Origin of the sequence: Methanobrevibacter sp., from assembly GCF_017427765.1 — an archaeon.
In the GTDB taxonomy this organism is placed as follows: Archaea; Methanobacteriota; Methanobacteria; order Methanobacteriales; family Methanobacteriaceae; genus Methanocatella.
In genome coordinates this window covers 22,826-37,983 of sequence record NZ_JAFRSC010000017.1, presented here as the reverse complement: position 1 = coordinate 37,983, position 15,158 = coordinate 22,826, and the positions used below count along the sequence as shown (strand labels likewise).

Sequence of the window (15,158 nt, the reverse complement as noted above, 5' to 3'; positions counted from 1 at the left end):
TCTCATTGAAATTTTTTAATTATAATATTTTTTCTGATTTTAAAATAAAATAATAAAAAAAGTTTATATTTAAAATAAACTCTTTTAAATTAATCTTTTGTGCGTTCTGGTAAGTATGGAATTATTGCATCAGCCAATTTACTAACTGGCATGGTTTGTATCCAAACTTTTCCAGGTCCGGTCAATCTGGTGAAAAACAGTCCCTCTCCACCAAATAACATGTTTTTTGCACCTTTAACCCTTTCAATATCAAATCCAACGGTATCTTCCATTGCGGCAATATGTCCTTGATTTACAAGCAAATATTCGCCTGGCTGCAGGTCGTGTTCAATTACTTCGCCGTCAATTTCTAAAAATACCATTCCGGTTCCGGTGAATTTTTGGAGAATGAAACCTTCTCCACCGAATATTCCTACTCCAAAACTCTTTTTGAAGTAGATGTCAATATCAACACTTTCCTCTGCTGCTAAAAATGCGTTTTTCTCACCGATGATAGTGTTTGATCCGGTCAATCTTATAGGAATAATTTTTCCAGGATAGCATGCAGAAAATGCAATTTTTTGGTTGTCTGATTGTGCAGTAAAGAAATTTAAAAATATTGTATCTCCAGATAATGCTCTTCCAAGACCTTTTAGAAGACCTCCTCCAGTATTGGTGTCCATTTTAATATCTGATGTCATAAATGCCATAGCACCGCTTTCATCTTTCATGGTTTCTCCTTTTTGCAATGTACAAATTACAGTAGGAAAAGAACCTCCGCTTATTTCATATTCCATTTTTAATCACCTGTATTCTTACAAATAAACAGTTTCTCTATAAAGAAAAACATGATGTTTGCACTAACAATATTTTTTTATTATATCTGTAAAACTGGCAGATAAGATTGTGGAAAATATTGATAGTGTTGTTTGTGTCATTAAATTGATTATTTTTTAATTAATATTTATATTAATTATTTATTTAACATTTTTGTGGGGAATTTCCCTGTTTTTTCAAGTCAGAAATGGAAGATATTTTCATGGTTTTCATGTGTTAATCTCAAAACCATAATTTTAGGTTAACCTAAAAATTCAGAAACATTTATATACTGCTTCATATAACATTATGTATAGTGATAAAAATTAGGTCTACCTAAAAATCTAATTTTGATTACTGTTGTATTTTGGTTAAACCAAATTACTTACTCCAATTCACTGAATTAGTTTAACTCTCTTTCTAATTTGGTGAAGCATATAACTACTCTCACGAAATTAAATATGAAATCCATATTTAATTTCACCTATCCTATACTCATTTTAAAATGGTGATTTTATGGCAAATAATGTAAAGAAAGCAAAATGTTGTGAAGTTAAAGATGAAACCAAAGAGAAGAAAAGTATTCTTAAAAAATTATGGTGTTTCTTTTTTGGGTGTAATTGTCATTGAATTTTCAATTTTTTAAATAAATCTTTCTTTTTTTCAATTTAACAATATTTAAGTATTATAAACTAGATATTATCATTTAGTTTAAATAAGTTTATAGTAGGTAGGAATTATGGATAGGACTAGAAAACTGATAATAATTATTTTGATTGTCGTTCTCATAGGTCTTGTTGCAATCATCGGTGGTGCGCTGTTCCTTGGAAGCAATTCTGAACTTACCGAAGGAGATAAAAATATCCTTGTATGTGCTATTGATGAAAGTGAACAAAGGCCGGGTATGGGTGCTTGTGACATGGCTTTTATTGTTCACTTGGATAACGGTACTTTAAAAAATTATACTGCAATTTATCCTGGCGGAATGACTCACCCTACAGCATCAGAACCTGCTGAAGCACAATCTCAGGGTGCAGGTTCCAGGTTGCTTCTTCACGATGCATTTTGGGATTCAGATAATTCTGTTGGAATGAGATATGCAAAAGAAATTGTTGAATACAATACCAATAAAAAAATTGATTCCGTTGTGGCCGTAAATACTGAAGCATTGGATGCTGTTCTTTCAGCTGCAGGCCCATTGGAAATAAATGGAAGTCAAATGCAAGTAAGCGGTATTGACTTCATCCGTGAAGAAGATTGGGGCAATGGAGTCTCTAGGGGAGATGCTGTGCTTGAAATTGTAAAAGCTGCTGCAACTGCTGCTAAAGATCCTGAAGTAAAAACTGCCATGATTAATGCGGCAATTGACCAATACTCCAAAGGAAATATTATAATGGATGAACAAGGTGCTTTCGTAGGTCTGTTAGCATCAAAAGGAATTGAAACCTTCTTCGGTTAATTCCTTTTTATTTTTTCTTTTTTTAGACTTTAGGCTCTAGCCGTTTTATAAACACTCCCATAAACATCACAATCATCGGGAAAAATAGGGAATAAATTATTAATAATAATCCTGAGGATATTACGTCTCCCATTACTGTCGAACCTGCCATCAACATTATCAAAGTAATTACTGGAGCCAAAATAGCTATAAATGTATATATTAGAATAAATGAGTTTAATCTTTGGGCATATTCTTTCAATTTTATTTGCATTTCAAAGGAAATGTCTTTTGCAATGATGTCAAGGCTGTTGGCTAAGTTTCCACCAACCCTTAAAGTACCTATGATCTGCTGTATGGCTCTTTGAAGTCCTTCCGAATTTATCCTCTCAGACATCTCCAAAAGTGCATCTTCCGTTGATTTTCCGAATTTAATCTCTTCTAAAACTCTTTTAATCTCTTTTGATAATGTGCCGTAGTTGGCATCCCTGATTGTTATCAATGTATCGTGAAGTCCTTTTCCGGATTTCAATTCGATTCCCATATGTCTTAATGCATATGGAAGCTCCTGATTTAAATCTGAATAGCTTTTTTGCTGTTTGATTTTAGGATAATAAATTAAAAAGATGTAAACCATGCACAGTATTGTTAAAAACATTCCACTTATCTCTAAAGGCAATACAATTAACAATATAATACATAAAGCTATCATAATCTTTATTGAAGTCTTTTTAAGCATTATGGGGATTAGAAATTCTCTTAATTTATCAATTCTATCCTCGTCTTTTGTAGTTTGCTTTTTTTCAAAATCCAGTCTTGAAAATATAGAAGTTACAGTATCGTTATCCGACTCTTTTTTCAGTGATTTGTCTTTAAATGAAATATTTTTAAAAAAGGAAATTGTGGAAAGTACGATTGTCCCTATTAATATAAAAAATCTGTTTAACATTCACTCACCTGCGAGCATTATTCTGTTTAGAACTTTCTGGCTGTCTTTGTAGTATAAGTCCAGAATTGTTTTCACATCATCTACTGCACGGATATCATGTTTTACCATGTGTGTCAGCACGGTTTCCCTATTTTCAATTTCCCTGTGGATTTCATTTAATGTGGTTCCGCTTAGATTTGCGATTTGTGATAGGACTTTGCTTGAAATGCTGACATTTTCAATTCTGTCGGTTTCAGGATTCCATTCAAAAATCTTATTCAACTGGACAACTCCTTCTTCAATTCCAACAACTTCAGCCACTTCACTGATTCTCCTGTAGGATACTCCTGTTGAAGTGTAGATTCTGTTCTGCATAATTATAAAGTCAATAGCTTGAATCATTATTTCGGGAACTGACATAGGTTCATTTGTAAGCCTTGTAATTGTTTCTCTTGCATCATTTGAGTGCAGAGTTCCAAAACCGGAATGTCCAGTATTTAATGCAGTAAAAAGAGTAATGGCTTCATCAGCTCTTACTTCTCCTACGATTATTCTGTCTGGGCGCTGCCTTAAGGAGTTTTTTACAAGATCATTCATGGTCAGTTCGCCTTTGTTTTCAACGTTTGCCGGTTTTGTCTCCATTCTGATTACATGTTCATGAGGAATCTGTAGCTCTAATGTGTCTTCAATTGTTATGATTCTTTCTTTTGGATTTATAAATGCACAAAGAGCATTTAATGTGGTTGTTTTTCCTGAACTTGTTCCTCCGGAAATAATTGCATTTGCTGATTTCACGCCCAGGCCGTCAAAACACAGCCATAAAAATGCAGCAAGTTCAATGGAAATTGTTTTAGAATTTATTAAATCTATTATGGTTAATGGGTCTTTTTTGAATTTCCGGATGGTAAGTGACGGACCGTCGGCTGATGCGGGAGGTATGGTTGCGTTTATACGTGATCCGTCCATTAGCCTTCCATCCAGGATTGGTGTTTCCTGGTCAATTCTTCTGTTGATTTGTCTTGCAATGGCATCAATCAAATCCATCAGTTCCTTTTCATCACTGAATTTGATATTTGTCTTCATCATTCCGTATTGTCTGTGATACACAAATACAGGTTTGTCAATTCCGTTAATCATTATCTCTTCCAAATCATCATCCTGGATTAGGGAATCGATTTCTCCATAACCTATCAAATCTCTTAATATTTTATAGGATAATTTATCCAAATATTCAGTTGATATTTTTTCACCTTCGCCGGTTAACCTTGCAAATAAAAAGGTCCTGATGTCATTTAGAAGCTTATCTTCGTTTGGCTGGTAATTTTCACCTGATGATATAGCTAAATCAACCAGATTTTCACGAAGTTCTCCCAAGAGAACTTTTTCCTTTTGAGTGTAATCCTGTCTGACAACGTCATATTGTGGTATAATCTCATTATTGCTCATATTTTTCACCTTTGGGGGATTTTTTAGATGTTTTTAGATTAGTAATACTAATTTATATATTTTTTATTACTTTCGAAAGCATAATAATGGATTTAAATCAATATTGTATTGAAAAAAGATTTTTAGGGTGATATTATCATTGATTTGGATGAAAAAATTAATTCGCTTGATGGGTGTGAAAACTGCCAGGATATTCAAATTAAGAAGTTTTCTCCACTTAGGGATTTAATAAATTTTGACGATTATGATGGGGATTATATGAGGTGTGGCTGTGGCAAAAGACCTCTTGACATTGTCATGAGCCATATTCTAAAAATCATGATAGAATATGAAATTGTACCTGAAAAGGCAACTCTTAGGCGCAATTCTCCGGTTCCATTGTCTGATTTTTATTTCAGCAATTTGAATCCTCAATTCATTAATAAAAATACATTGATTCTGCTTCATCAGGATTTTACAAAAGATGTGGCTTTAAAATTAATCAGTGAAGTTCCTGAAGTCAAATGCGTTTTGAAGGGAAGTCCCCAAAATCTTGCAGGCCAGTTAGACAAAGATTCCGAGATTAATCACTTTGAAATTCTTGAAGGTGATGACACACAGATTAACGTAATGAGAACTCTGCTTGGCGAAAAATTGGTATTGGTTAAAAATCAGGCTAAACACCATATTGAAGTGGCAGTAACAACCGAAGATAAGCTGGTACGTCTTCATAACTACATTAAAAACAATGACATTAAAAAAGGTGTTGCAATCGATGCAATGTGCGGTTTAGGAGCATTAGGAATTTATCTGCTTAAATTAGGATTTGAAAAGGTAATTTTTAATGACATAAATCCTGAAATGATTGAGGCGTTAAAGAATAATTTGGATATTAATGATATTGGTGGCGGGTTTGAAATACATCAGGAAGCCTTTGAAGATTTGGATGTAGGTCCTGTTGACTTGTGTGTGATTGATGCATTTCCGCAGGCTGATATTTCACAAGTTACACAAAAAGCTAATGAAATAGCAGATAATGTGGTAATTATCTAGCTATTTTTCTTATTTTGTTCTAAAATTATATCGAACAGTTTTTGGACGTCTTCCGGAACATTTTTTTCTGAAATTTTAAAAGATGCATTATGTTTCTGATTAATGTATTCTTGGGCAAAACTGCGGCCCATGAACTCGACGCCTTCAAAATTCATAACAATTTCTGTTATATTTTCATCAATATTATTAAAAAATTCTTCCAGTTGGTGTCTTAGCCCTAAATTTTTCCCAAACTCATCTTTTAAAATAATTTCTTGTTTTACCATATTACCACGTACTGTTATTATTTATAATTTTATCGGATTTAAATAATTATAGATATCTACTTTTTTTGTTAAATCCATTTTTAAACTCACTAGTGTACCTTTAAGAGGATTTTTTGAAATATCTCTCATGTGAATATTTTCTGAGTCAATGGAAATTAAACCGTTGCCAGATGCAATAAGAATGCAACCGGAACATCCATTTCTAACAATGTTGATTGTATTGTTTAGTCCGGTTCCTCTTTCAACAAAGCCAACCTCTTTTTTTGTTGATAATCCATTAATTGCTTTAAGTATAGCATCACAATCATTTTCAAATGAATAATCAGCATGTTTTAGGCAGTTTGGTATGGTTATTCCATTATCTATGAATCCAACTTCACTATATTTGCTGTACGATTTTCCCATAACAAATCCTTTACTAAATTCTGAATGGTCATAAATATTGTTTCTTAATTCATGTAAAACAAAAAACAATAAATTCTTATTGTATTTTGGGACATTTAAAATGCTAAACAATTTTTCTTCGAAATCTTCATTTGGATTTTTATTTTCGATTATTAATACTGAATCGAAATTATCTATCTCCGCAAGTTCACTGCAAATTAATGGTAGTGCTAGAGTTGGACTTAAAACTCTTGATTTTTCAAGTTTTATTTCTTTATTTTTAAGCATTTCATATTTTTTAAATTCATCTAATAATGTATTGGTCATTTTATCACCTAAATAAACATCTGCATATAAATGACAATGGCTGGAATTATCAAAACGCCCATCAGATGTGATTTTCCAACACCAATGTAGTGGGGAAGCATTCCGAGGGCTGTTGATGTTATCAAAGCCAGCGTCATATAGCCGAGTGGGGCCTGATAATAGAAAATAAAAATGTATAATATCACAATCTGAAGCAAAATCACTCCAATTGACAGTTTTCTATAATCAACACCACCCATCAATCTAGAAAAAGAATCTCCAAGTTTTAAAGATAATACTAACGAAATAGAAACAGCAATCAATGATGCAAAGATGAATATAGCCAAATGGTTTAATGTCATCTCGGAAATCAGGTAGGACATATAAACAGCAATTCCGCTTCTGGGATTTCCTATGATGTAAATTGCTATTAAGGAAAAAAGACAGTCAGAAACATTCAGTCCGGATGTGGCCAAAAGAAAATTCACAGTATCGTCATCATCGTTATCGTTTGTACCACTTGCAGCCTGGGCTATTACGGTTCCCTGTGCAGGTCCGAAACCTGGAAGAAAACCCAGGATGGCTCCGGTTATTCCGCCAGCAAAAATGCTTTTGAACTTGCCAAAATCCAAATCAAGCTCATAAAATGGATTCTGATGGGGAATTGTCGAGGAATCGTTTAAGCTGAAAAGTATTGTACTTATTCCGAAAAGCCCTGAAAATGTGCACATCAGACTAACTCCTGAGGAAATTGGGGTCTGGAAAATAATCCAGCCCAGTATTCCCGAAAGCACAAACAGAAGCAGGGACCACAGAAAGTCTCTACGGGTTCCGGTTAAACTGTAGGTCAGATATATTGATGCAACAAGAAGAATAATCCAGGTATATGGTTTTGAAATGTCATGAAGTATTGGCAATGCCAATGCAAATATCGGAAGCATCACTATTGTAACAAGAATTGCTCCAAAGCCTCCGACAGATACGATTCTTATGACCTCTTTGGATCTTCCCTGCAGAACCATTCTGTGGCCCGGAAGAATTGAAGTTGCGGTTCCTTCCTGAGGGACTCCCAAAAGCATTGACGGAACAAATTCAATCAGTGCATGAGCTATTGACATCGAAACCATTATTATGCATATAAATTCCGGTGTGAGAAATCCTAAAAGAAAAGTTGATGATGCAAACAATATTGCTCCAGCAGTGTTAACATGTATTCCTGGCACCATTCCTGTAGTTGTTCCGATTAATATACCTATAAAACAAGCAATAACTAATTCTATCATAGCTATTAATTATTTAAACTATAATTTAAAGTTTGTTGAAGCAATAAGATAAAATTTAGGTGTTTTAGTAAAATTGAAGCAAGTACGAAAAATTGTTTTGGTTATGAAAAATTGATTTGGTGTGGTTGGTCGTCTAAAACTGGGTTCTGTTGAATTCAAGTGATTTCATTGAAATTCTTGTTAATAATTTGAGTAAATCATTCCGGGAGATATCCAGTTCCTCACAAATCATATCGTCCCATTCTTTTTCTTTTTCAATTAAAAACTCGGATGTTTCAATTCCTTTTTTTGTCAATGTGATTTTATATGCGCGTTTATTGTTTTCATCAATCTCACGTGTGATTAATCCTTTTTCTTCGAAGTCCTTAAATGCTCTTGAAACTCCACTTCGATCCATTAGGCAAGCCTTTGCGATATCTGATTGGTTGGTTCCCATTTCATAGTATAAAAACAGAAGCATGTAGTATTGACTTGGCAGGATTTCTGTATTGTTTTTGATGTGTTTGTTGATGAAAAAGTCATGGGTTTTACTTAATGTAATTAAATGGTTGACTAAAAATGGTGAATCATTAATTATATCGTCGTATTCAATCATAATAATCAATTTATAAAAATTAATATTTAAATATTGGTTGTAACATATTATACACATAACCTGAGGTGGAATATCATGAAAAAAAGAATCATCATCATTTTAGCTATTGTGGGGATTTGTTTATTATTGCTTTCAGGTCCCGTTTGTGCAAAAGAAAGTGTGAATGTTAAAATATCCACAGATAAGTGGATGAACAACAAAGGTGTAATTATAATTAAACTTGTTGACAGTAAAGGTAAAGAAATTAAAAGCAACGGAAAAATCAACTATACTATTACTGACTCACAGGGCAATTACAAATGGGAATATAAATCATATAGCGGCAAAGGAATTCGCGTAAAGTATGATGTGGGAAGCTATACTGTTAAAGTCAAATTCAAGGGTGACAGCAAATATAAATCAGCTTCTGCAACTAAATATGTAACCCTTACCAGCACAAGTTCAGGCTTTGATCCGTATAATTATTACGAGAATCATCACTGGGGATTAAATCAGCAAATTGATGATTATATTGAATATAATTATTGGGATGAAGAAATTTACGACGACGCATCTAATTACGACGGCGAAGGATATTAAAAAAAATAGATTTTAGGTGTTTATTATTGGAGAGTTATAAACACCCGACTTGTATTTTTGGAAAATTTTTGGCAGATAATTTTCCGATATTAAATTAGAAAATTGTGAAAAGCTAATTTAATATATATGTTTTGTTTTTGGAGATTGTATTATTATTGACTAATAATATGTTTTGTTGAAGTGAAATATTTAGGCGTGCCTAAATATATGTCACTTGTATTAAAGTTGGTTGTCATAGTATATAAAGGTTTCTATTTTTTTAGGCATGCCTAAATTTTAAACATACATATTTATAAATAAATAACGTGTGTTATATAACAGTTAGTATATTTTAATATATAAAGGTTATTATTTGGTATGCCTAAATCTTTATATAATATAAAAATCTTAAATAAATTCATGTTTAGGTTAACCTAATTTTTGTTATTGTTATACTTAAACTAAAAATTTTTTTAGTATAAGATCATTTTTTTTAAAATGGTCTATTAAAGTTAATTAAAAACGGGAGAATGGTTGATGACAAAATTAATTGTAGGATTAGCAGGAAACCCTAACGTAGGGAAAACTACTTTATTCAATCAATTAACCGGTATGCGCCAACATGTAGGAAACTGGCCTGGAAAAACTGTCGAAAGGGCAGAAGGTAGTTTCAAACATGGTGATTATGAATATGATGTTGTGGACTTACCGGGTAACTATGCATTAAGTGCTCATTCTATGGAAGAAATCGTTTCAAGAGATTTCATTGTAGATGATGATTCTGATGTGATTATTAATGTAGTTGATGCTGCTAATTTAGAACGTAATTTATATTTAACAGTTCAGATGATGGAGCTTGGCGCCAATTTGGTAATGGCTCTTAACATGAATGATTTTGCAAAGAAAAAAGACCATATCATTGACATCAAGTTGATGAGTGAACTTTTAGGATTTCCGGTTGTTGAAGTTAATGCGAAAAACAAAGATGGTTTTGAAGAGCTATTGACAACTGTAGAGAAAGTATCTAAAAATCCAATTGATACCAGTGAAAAATTATCTTATGGAAATGACATTAAAGGTCATTTAGCTGAAATTCAAGCAGAAATTGAAAAGGATAATAACTTATTGGACGTGCCATCAGTTTGGACTGCTGTAAAATTATTAGAAAAAGACTCAATTGTAATCGATAAAGTTCAAAAATCCAGTAATGGATCAAAGATTATGATTGAAGTTGATAAAGTAGCAAAACACCTTCATGATGTTTATAAGGAAGGTGCGGAAGAAGTTATTGCAAATGCAAGATATGCATTTATTGGTGGGCTAATGGCTGAAGCCGTTAAGAGGCCTGCTGTTGAAAAGGAAACTACTACTGATAAAATAGATAAAATTGTAACTAATAGGCTTTTAGCTCCATTTATATTTTTAATTGTTATATTCCTATTGTTCCATTTGACATTCACAATTTCAGGACCATTTTGTGAGGCAATTGAAATAGGGTTTGAAATGTTAACAGAATGGGCGGCATCATCTATTGCTGATCCAACTTTAGCTTCATTTGTATGTGATGGACTTATAGGTGGTGTAGGTGGTGTACTGGTATTCTTGCCTCAAATTATTATTATGTTCCTGTTATTAAGTATTTTAGAAGACAGCGGATATTTGGCAAGAGCAGCTTTTACTTTAGACATAATAATGCATAAACTTGTTGGTCTTCACGGTAAAGCATTCATTCCAATGATTTTAGGATTCGGATGTGGTGTACCGGCAATTATGGCAACAAGAACCATGGAAAATGAATCTGACCGTATTCTTGCAATGATGCTTATACCTTTCATGTCATGTACAGCAAGAATGCCAATTTATTCCATGTTTACTACAGTATTTTTCGCAGCAATTCCAGTATTTGCAATCGGACCGTTTGTTGTCACTCAACAGTCCATTGTAACAACTGCAATGTATGTGATTGGTATTATTGTCGCTTTAATAGTTGCTGCAATTCTTAAAAGAACCATGTTTAAAGGAATGTCTGCTCCATTTGTTATGGAACTTCCAACATATAAAATACCATCTGTAAAAGGTGTTTTATTACATACCTGGGAGAAAACTAAAGGATTCCTTAGAAAAGCAGGAACTATCATTCTTGGAGCAACAATTGTTATTTGGATTTTAAGCAGCTTACCATTCGGTGTCGAATACGGATCAGCTGAAAGTATTTTAGGTATCATTGGTAGTGCTATTTCACCGATATTTGCTCCTCTTGGATTTGGTATGTGGCAAGCAGGTATTGCGATTCTTACTGGTTTAGTTGCAAAAGAGGTTGTTGTATCTACATTCGGTACATTAGCAGGTATTGAAGAGGATGATGAAGCTGGAAGAAATGCTATGGTCCATGATTTATTCACTCCTTTATCTTCATTCTCATTCATGGTATTCACATTATTATACATACCATGTTTCGCAGCCATAGGTGCAATTAAACAGGAAACCAATGGGTTTAAATGGCCGTTAGTAATGTCTGCAATCACATTAGTTACTGCATACATTGTATCCTTCTTAGTATACAATGTCGGTCTTTTAGCAGGATTTGGATAGATGAATTTCGATTCAAAAATGAAGATATATTATGAATCTTCATTTTTTTATTATTTTTTTAGTCATGACTAAATATTTATATATGACTTACAACATATTTTTAATTACATAATTTTTAGCATGCCTAAAAATTTATTTTATTATATGGGTGATATTATGAAGACCTTAAATGATGTAAAACCTGGTGATACAGTAACTTTGGTAAAATACCATGAAACCGGGGATGTGGATTTAAGAAGGCACTTATTAGGTATGGGATTTGTTAAAGGTGCAGAAATAAAAGTTAAAAAAGTTGCAACTTTAGGTGATCCTATTGAAATGAGTGTAAAAGGTTATGATGTTTGTCTTCGTAAAGAAGAAGCTAAAAATATTGAAGTAGAATAACTTCAATGTTTTTATTATTTTTTTTTAAACTAATTTTTTTGCGGTGTTATTATGAAATGTCGTATGTGTGGTTTTGAATTTGACGAAACTGCCCTAGAAAATCGAGGATGTTCCAGTTGCGGTAAGCATGGTTGTAACAGTATTCACTGTCCTAATTGTGGTTTTGCCAACTCTCCGGAACTTGATGATGAGTTTGAGTTTATTGTAAAACTTAAAGATAGAATAAGAAACAGAAGAAAAGCTTCAAATTAATTTTTTGTTGCTTTCAATATTTCCTCAACCGCCTCTTCAATACTTAATTTTTCAGTATCCACATTTAATCCATTTTCTTTTAATTTATAAAGTATTTCAGTAGTAACTGGTGCTTTTAGATGAGCTTTTTTTAACAATTCCTTATCGGAAAATATTTGGTGTTTATCTCCTTGAGCGATTATTTCTCCATCATATAATACAAAGATTTTATCGGCAAATTCGTTTACCATTTCAATATCGTGGGATGAAATAACAATACTCATTCCTTCTTCATTAAGTTTATTTAGAATATCTAAAACTTTGTCAACACCTTCGGGGTCAAGACCTGCTGTAGGTTCATCTAAAATCATTATTTCAGGTCTCATTGCTACAATGCCTGCAATAGCTACTCTTTTTTGCTGGCCTCCGCTTAAATGATGTGGGGTTTTATCTTCAAATCCACTCATTCCCACCATTTCCAATGATTCAGCAATTCTTCTTTCAACTTCGCTGTAATCTAAGCCTAAATTCATTGGTCCGAAGGCAACATCTTCTTTAACGGTAGGGGCAAATAACTGGTCGTTTGGATCTTGGAATACGATTCCTACTTTCTGTCTTACTTTTAGAAGTTCATCCCGCTCAAAAATAATCTTTTCACCATCAATTTCAACATGGCCTGATGTTGGTTCGCTTAATCCGTTAAAATGAGAAAACAGTGTTGATTTGCCCGCACCATTGGGGCCCATAATAGCTATTTTTTCTCCTTTTTTAATCTGAATGTTTACATTTTTTAAAGCCTCTGTTCCATCATGATATGTGAAAGATAGATTTTTTGTCTCTAAATGAATATCTGTCATTTTCCCACCTAGTTAATTGAAAAGTTCTGGCCGAAGTAGCCTAATTGTCCTGAATATTTGAATAGGATTATTTCTAAAATTATTATAATGATTATGATTGAGATTAAGTAAATGTAATCACTTTTTTCAGGGGATTTTTTCTCGTTAAACATTTCTGAAGCATCTGAAAATCCACGACTCACCATACTTTTGTGAACTCTCTCTCCCTGTTCATATGCTTTTAAAAACATCATTCCAATAGTATAACCGACTTGTTTGACAACCCATTTATATGGCACATTTTTGGAGTGAATATTGAAATTCCTTGACTTTTGGCTTTTCCTGATTGCTGCAAGTTCATCAACAAACAGAAATAGGAATCTCACCATAATCGATAGAATCATAGCTAAATCTCTAGGCATTTTCAGTTTTCTAAATGAGCTTGCCATTTCCTGCAGGGGAGTAGTGGACGAGTATATGATGATTGCAGTCAATGAGACAATCAATCGGATTAACAGCAATATCGCCCAATTGAGACCAAAATCAGTAATGTGTAACCAGGAGTAACTCCAAATTACATTTCCAGGTTGTATGAATGGTTGAAATACAATGATTGCTCCACCAAATGGAAGCAACATTAATAATCGTTTAAATGAATCGATATATGATAATTTTGCTATTTTTAGGATAATAAGTAACATTATCTCTAAAAATATAGGTATGAAAAGTTCCTTTGATACAACACATGTAATTATGATTAATAAAGTTGAAATTAATTTGATTCGCCCTTCCAGATTATGGATTGGGCTTTCTTTTGATGCCAAATCATCAAATCTCATTATCTGTGTTATGTCAGCCATGTGAATTCACTAATTTAATATTAAAAACAGTACTATATTACTTTTTGCTCATTTAATTTTAATTTAATTTCAATTTCTTTTTAAAAAAAGGGTTGTAGAAATTAAAAAAGTTTAATTTCTACTTCTTACGATTGTCGCAATTCCATATCCCACGCCCAAGGTTACTATGGCACCAATTATCAGGGCCACAATTTGCAATACTTGGTTATCAGGATCGTTTGCAAATGCGTAATCTGGGAAGATTGCCTCTGGAATTCCGTTAATTTCTTCAACTGAGAAATCTTCAGCAAGACCAGAATCTTCTGCAGATTTTTCAAGACCGTCTGGATCACCGGATGCAATATATGGTGAAAGACAGCAAATTACAATACAAATGACAACTGCTACTGCGATTAAATATGTATCTTTTTTATCCATATTATGCATCTCCTTCACTATTCCATGCTAGTAAGTCTGGTCTAAATTTGTCTAATGCTACAAGAACAATTACAGTTAATACTGCTTCGATTATTCCGATAAAGAAGTGGTATAATACCATTGAAGGGATACCAACATTTACTGGGAATGTTCCTGCTATTGCCATTTCAATAGCACAGGCCAATGCTGCTATGACTGTTGCTAACCATGCTGCGATTCCTGCTGCAGGATATTTTCCGATTGTTCCTTGCAGTGCTTTAAAGGTGTATAATCCTACAAATCCTCCTACAATAGCCATGTTCAATACATTTGCTCCAAGAGCGGTAATTCCTCCGTCCCCAAATATTAATGCCTGAATTAATAATACGACTGTAAATACTAAAACAGCAGCTTCAGGGGCTAGGAATACTATTGCTACTAATGCTCCTCCAACCATGTGTCCACTAGTACCGAATGGAATTGGCATATTCATGGACATGATTGCAAAGATACCGGCAGCAAGCACAGCTAAAAGAGGAATGCGTTTTTCGTTTAAGTTGGATCTTGCCCATTTTACAGAGAAATACAATGCAACTATTAAAATTACATAGTATATTAGGCACTGCCAAATAGGTATAAATCCGTCAGGTATATGCAATTAAATTCCTCCATTTCTCTAAAAGTAATACTTTTTTAGTTTTTATTTATAAACTTAGTATTACTTTAAAGTATTATTTTTGTTTATTTTTAGTAATATCAAGTTATTTGGGAGTTTTATTAAGTTTAATGGTTAATAAATCCTATATGTTCCTTGATATTTATATTTAA

The 15,158-nt window shown here is 33.0% G+C and carries 17 protein-coding genes; 6 read left to right on the top strand and 11 right to left on the bottom strand.

Annotation, left to right across the window (positions count from 1 at the left end; genetic code table 11):
* Positions 1–89: 89 nt before the first annotated feature.
* Positions 90–776: a TIGR00266 family protein gene (locus IJL02_RS04655; protein WP_292810736.1), complete on the bottom strand. Its 687-nt coding sequence runs from the start codon at positions 774–776 to the stop codon at positions 90–92.
* Between the two features lie 758 nt (positions 777–1,534).
* Between IJL02_RS04655 and IJL02_RS04650 the strand changes: the two genes are divergently transcribed.
* On the top strand, positions 1,535–2,254 hold the full coding sequence (locus IJL02_RS04650; RefSeq protein ID WP_292810727.1) for a DUF4012 domain-containing protein: 720 nt from the start codon (positions 1,535–1,537) through the stop codon (positions 2,252–2,254).
* 22 nt (positions 2,255–2,276) lie between these two features.
* Here the strand turns inward: IJL02_RS04650 and IJL02_RS04645 are convergent, their stop codons facing one another.
* The gene (locus IJL02_RS04645) at positions 2,277–3,182 is read right to left on the bottom strand and encodes a type II secretion system F family protein (protein ID WP_292810717.1); all 906 of its coding nucleotides are present in this window, start codon (positions 3,180–3,182) and stop codon (positions 2,277–2,279) included.
* Complete coding sequence (locus tag IJL02_RS04640) at positions 3,183–4,607, bottom strand: CpaF family protein (protein WP_292810708.1); 1,425 nt, start codon at positions 4,605–4,607, stop codon at positions 3,183–3,185.
* A 144-nt stretch (positions 4,608–4,751) separates the two neighbouring features.
* Between IJL02_RS04640 and IJL02_RS04635 the strand changes: the two genes are divergently transcribed.
* Positions 4,752–5,639, top strand: coding sequence for a 50S ribosomal protein L11 methyltransferase (locus tag IJL02_RS04635; RefSeq protein WP_292810691.1), 888 nt, complete (start codon positions 4,752–4,754; stop codon positions 5,637–5,639).
* On the opposite strand, the gene IJL02_RS04630 is transcribed toward IJL02_RS04635, so the two are convergent.
* The 4 genes from IJL02_RS04630 to IJL02_RS04615 all read right to left on the bottom strand — a co-directional run bounded on the left by IJL02_RS04630 (position 5,636) and on the right by IJL02_RS04615 (position 8,473).
* Positions 5,636–5,905, bottom strand: a complete 270-nt coding sequence (locus IJL02_RS04630; RefSeq protein ID WP_292810678.1) for a hypothetical protein — start codon at positions 5,903–5,905, stop codon at positions 5,636–5,638. The genes IJL02_RS04635 and IJL02_RS04630 overlap by 4 nt on opposite strands.
* Before the next feature lie 21 nt (positions 5,906–5,926).
* The gene (locus IJL02_RS04625; protein WP_292810672.1) at positions 5,927–6,616 is read right to left on the bottom strand and encodes a hypothetical protein; all 690 of its coding nucleotides are present in this window, start codon (positions 6,614–6,616) and stop codon (positions 5,927–5,929) included.
* 8 nt (positions 6,617–6,624) lie between these two features.
* A complete protein-coding gene (locus tag IJL02_RS04620; RefSeq protein ID WP_292810660.1) occupies positions 6,625–7,878 on the bottom strand; it encodes a tripartite tricarboxylate transporter permease in 1,254 nt (417 codons plus the stop codon).
* 133 nt (positions 7,879–8,011) lie between these two features.
* Positions 8,012–8,473 (bottom strand): MarR family winged helix-turn-helix transcriptional regulator, encoded by a 462-nt coding sequence (locus tag IJL02_RS04615; RefSeq protein ID WP_292810640.1) that lies wholly within the window; start codon positions 8,471–8,473, stop codon positions 8,012–8,014.
* Between the two features lie 75 nt (positions 8,474–8,548).
* Here IJL02_RS04615 and IJL02_RS04610 point away from each other — a divergent pair, with 75 nt between their 5' ends.
* The 4 genes from IJL02_RS04610 (at position 8,549) to IJL02_RS04595 (ending at position 12,259) form a co-directional block, all read left to right on the top strand.
* Positions 8,549–9,052, top strand: coding sequence for a hypothetical protein (locus IJL02_RS04610; protein ID WP_292810625.1), 504 nt, complete (start codon positions 8,549–8,551; stop codon positions 9,050–9,052).
* Between the two features lie 516 nt (positions 9,053–9,568).
* On the top strand, positions 9,569–11,623 hold the full coding sequence (feoB, locus tag IJL02_RS04605) for a ferrous iron transport protein B (protein ID WP_292810614.1): 2,055 nt from the start codon (positions 9,569–9,571) through the stop codon (positions 11,621–11,623).
* 153 nt (positions 11,624–11,776) lie between these two features.
* A complete protein-coding gene (locus IJL02_RS04600; protein WP_342765172.1) occupies positions 11,777–12,007 on the top strand; it encodes a FeoA family protein in 231 nt (76 codons plus the stop codon).
* Positions 12,008–12,058: 51 nt separating this feature from the next.
* Entirely contained in the window at positions 12,059–12,259 is a 201-nt protein-coding gene (locus IJL02_RS04595) for a hypothetical protein (protein WP_292810600.1), read from the top strand.
* Here the strand turns inward: IJL02_RS04595 and IJL02_RS04590 are convergent.
* The 4 genes from IJL02_RS04590 to cbiM form a co-directional block, all read right to left on the bottom strand.
* Positions 12,256–13,095 carry an energy-coupling factor ABC transporter ATP-binding protein gene (locus IJL02_RS04590; protein WP_292810581.1) on the bottom strand — a complete coding sequence of 280 codons (840 nt, stop codon included), beginning with the start codon at positions 13,093–13,095 and terminating at the stop codon, positions 12,256–12,258. The two genes, IJL02_RS04595 and IJL02_RS04590, sit on opposite strands and share 4 nt — an antisense overlap.
* A gap of 8 nt (positions 13,096–13,103) precedes the next feature.
* Positions 13,104–13,934 carry a cobalt ECF transporter T component CbiQ gene (cbiQ, locus tag IJL02_RS04585; RefSeq protein ID WP_292810558.1) on the bottom strand — a complete coding sequence of 277 codons (831 nt, stop codon included), beginning with the start codon at positions 13,932–13,934 and terminating at the stop codon, positions 13,104–13,106.
* Between the two features lie 111 nt (positions 13,935–14,045).
* Entirely contained in the window at positions 14,046–14,360 is a 315-nt protein-coding gene (locus IJL02_RS04580) for a PDGLE domain-containing protein (RefSeq protein ID WP_292810929.1), read from the bottom strand.
* Positions 14,353–14,988, bottom strand: coding sequence for a cobalt transporter CbiM (gene cbiM / locus IJL02_RS04575; RefSeq protein WP_292810541.1), 636 nt, complete (start codon positions 14,986–14,988; stop codon positions 14,353–14,355). Before cbiM ends, IJL02_RS04580 begins: the two co-directional genes overlap by 8 nt.
* Between the last annotated feature and the right edge of the window lie 170 nt (positions 14,989–15,158).

What these genes read in the sequence shown, in the direction of transcription:
- IJL02_RS04655 (WP_292810736.1), bottom strand. Translation starts at nt 776, where the DNA reads ATGGAATATGAAATAAGCGGAGGTTCTTTTCCTACTGTAATTTGTACA.
- IJL02_RS04650 (WP_292810727.1), top strand. Translation starts at nt 1,535, where the DNA reads ATGGATAGGACTAGAAAACTGATAATAATTATTTTGATTGTCGTTCTC.
- IJL02_RS04645 (WP_292810717.1), bottom strand. Translation starts at nt 3,182, where the DNA reads ATGTTAAACAGATTTTTTATATTAATAGGGACAATCGTACTTTCCACA.
- IJL02_RS04640 (WP_292810708.1), bottom strand. Translation starts at nt 4,607, where the DNA reads ATGAGCAATAATGAGATTATACCACAATATGACGTTGTCAGACAGGAT.
- IJL02_RS04630 (WP_292810678.1), bottom strand. Translation starts at nt 5,905, where the DNA reads ATGGTAAAACAAGAAATTATTTTAAAAGATGAGTTTGGGAAAAATTTA.
- IJL02_RS04625 (WP_292810672.1), bottom strand. Translation starts at nt 6,616, where the DNA reads ATGACCAATACATTATTAGATGAATTTAAAAAATATGAAATGCTTAAA.
- IJL02_RS04620 (WP_292810660.1), bottom strand. Translation starts at nt 7,878, where the DNA reads ATGATAGAATTAGTTATTGCTTGTTTTATAGGTATATTAATCGGAACA.
- IJL02_RS04615 (WP_292810640.1), bottom strand. Translation starts at nt 8,473, where the DNA reads ATGATTGAATACGACGATATAATTAATGATTCACCATTTTTAGTCAAC.
- IJL02_RS04610 (WP_292810625.1), top strand. Translation starts at nt 8,549, where the DNA reads ATGAAAAAAAGAATCATCATCATTTTAGCTATTGTGGGGATTTGTTTA.
- feoB (WP_292810614.1), top strand. Translation starts at nt 9,569, where the DNA reads ATGACAAAATTAATTGTAGGATTAGCAGGAAACCCTAACGTAGGGAAA.
- IJL02_RS04595 (WP_292810600.1), top strand. Translation starts at nt 12,059, where the DNA reads ATGAAATGTCGTATGTGTGGTTTTGAATTTGACGAAACTGCCCTAGAA.
- IJL02_RS04590 (WP_292810581.1), bottom strand. Translation starts at nt 13,095, where the DNA reads ATGACAGATATTCATTTAGAGACAAAAAATCTATCTTTCACATATCAT.
- cbiQ (WP_292810558.1), bottom strand. Translation starts at nt 13,934, where the DNA reads ATGGCTGACATAACACAGATAATGAGATTTGATGATTTGGCATCAAAA.
- IJL02_RS04580 (WP_292810929.1), bottom strand. Translation starts at nt 14,360, where the DNA reads ATGCATAATATGGATAAAAAAGATACATATTTAATCGCAGTAGCAGTT.